Raw genomic sequence first — 1738 nt, 5'->3', positions numbered from 1 at the left:
ATGATGGTCTGTCGGTGTTCAAGAACTACGTCGAAAACGCGTCGAACGGCGAGATGGGTGTCGAACTCTTTATCGGCACTCAGCTTTGCTCTACCGGTGAAGAATGCCTGCAGGGCATCGCCGATGGCACGATCGACACCTATATCTCGACCAGCGGCGGTGCTGCGAACTTCTTTCCCTATCTTCAGGTTCTCGACCTTCCCTATCTGATGAGCGATGACCGGGTGGCCGAAGAAGTGCTTACGTCCGGGGATTTCACCAGAAACCTGCGCGAGAAAATTCTGGCGGACAGCGGCGGGGCCATTCGCCTGATGGCGATCGGGAATACCGGTGGTTGGCGCAACTATGCCAACACCAAGGCGCGGGTTTCCGGCCCCGGCGATCTGGCAGGCCTGAAAATGCGGACAGTCCCTGCGGACCTTCCGCTGGAAATGGCAAAGACCCTTGGGGCCTCCCCGACGCCGATCCCATGGCCGGAACTGTTTACCTCCCTCCAGACCGGCGTTGTCGAAGGGACGGCAAACGGGATCACCGATATCATGTCGATGAAATTCCCCGAGGCCGGGCTGAAATACATCACGCTTGACGGCCACAGCTACATGGGTGCGTTCTGGTTCATGTCGAACGAAAGGTTCATGTCGCTGAGCGACAGTCAGAAACGTGTCGTGCTTGATGGCTTTGCGGCGCTGCAACAGGCCACATTCGCTTCCCCCAAGCGCAAGGAAATTCAGGCATACGCCGATTTCCGGCAGGCTGGCGGAGACATCTACGTGCCGACCCCGGAGCAGAAAGCCGCCTTCAAGGATGCCGCTTCTCCGATGAACGACTGGTTTCGCTCAAATGTCGACGGCGGAAACGAGGTGCTTGATCTCTTCCTGGCAGAGATATCGAAAGCGGAAGCCAAGATCGCTGCCGCGCGCGATATCGACATGAAATAGCTCGGGCTTTTGCTGCCGAGAATCTTGCGGCGGGGGGTAACCTCCGCCGTTTCTGCATTCGGGTATCGTGGATGACAACCCCGGCCCTGTCATAGGCGATGTGCCGGAGTGACCAATGGCGGGCGACATACCCGAAGTAGGGTGTCGACATATGGGTGCGGATACCACCAACAAGCTATGGTGGCTTTTCAGCCCCGCAAGACCCGCAGAAAGAGGGTCATCATGCGGTTATGAAAAAAGGTAAAAACGTGTGGCGACCGCGATGATTGCCAGAGCGGCAAAGAAGGCAACACTCGACACTTCGCTCGAAATTTCCTCGGACATCTTCTTCTCCTGTTCCAGATCGTTTGCGGTAACATACGCCTGAATTAAATGGGAAAAACAGACAATCCCGGATAGCCGCTATGCGCCGGGCTCATAGCCCGTCGCATGCCCTGATGGGCCTTCAGCGGTGCAGGGCCTCTATGGAGATGGCCCGGCACGCCTTTAGCTATATGCCCGAAACGACAGAGATCGACCGCCGAAACAAAGCGCTGTTTGCCTTCTTCATGCTCACAGGCGCGCGTGATCGCGCGGTTGCATCCTTGCGCCTCAAACACATCAATATGATTGACGAATGCGTTTATCAGGACGCCCGCGAAGTTCGGACAAAGAACTCCAAGACATTCACCACCTTTTTCCTGCCAGTCGATGATGAGTACCTGACATGTTTCAACGCTTGGGTTACGCATCTAAAGCAAGAAAGGTTCTTTGGCCCTGACGACCCTTTGTTTCCACCCGCCAAGATCAAGGCGGTAGAT

General features: G+C 56.2%; 1 protein-coding gene and 1 pseudogene. Both read left to right on the top strand.

Translation table 11 applies throughout. The features are described from left to right. Nucleotides 1–938 (top strand): TRAP transporter substrate-binding protein DctP (dctP, locus tag WBB85_RS00685; RefSeq protein WP_432636695.1); only part of this gene is annotated, 938 nt, incomplete at its 5' end. 464 nt (nucleotides 939–1402) lie between these two features. Continuing rightward, a pseudogene (locus WBB85_RS00680) lies at nucleotides 1403–1738 on the top strand (site-specific integrase); the annotation flags it as partial.

It is taken from the genome of Albidovulum sp., from assembly GCF_049646345.1.
Taxonomy (GTDB): Bacteria; Pseudomonadota; Alphaproteobacteria; order Rhodobacterales; family Rhodobacteraceae; genus Albidovulum.
This window is presented reverse-complemented; position numbering and strand designations above follow the sequence as displayed.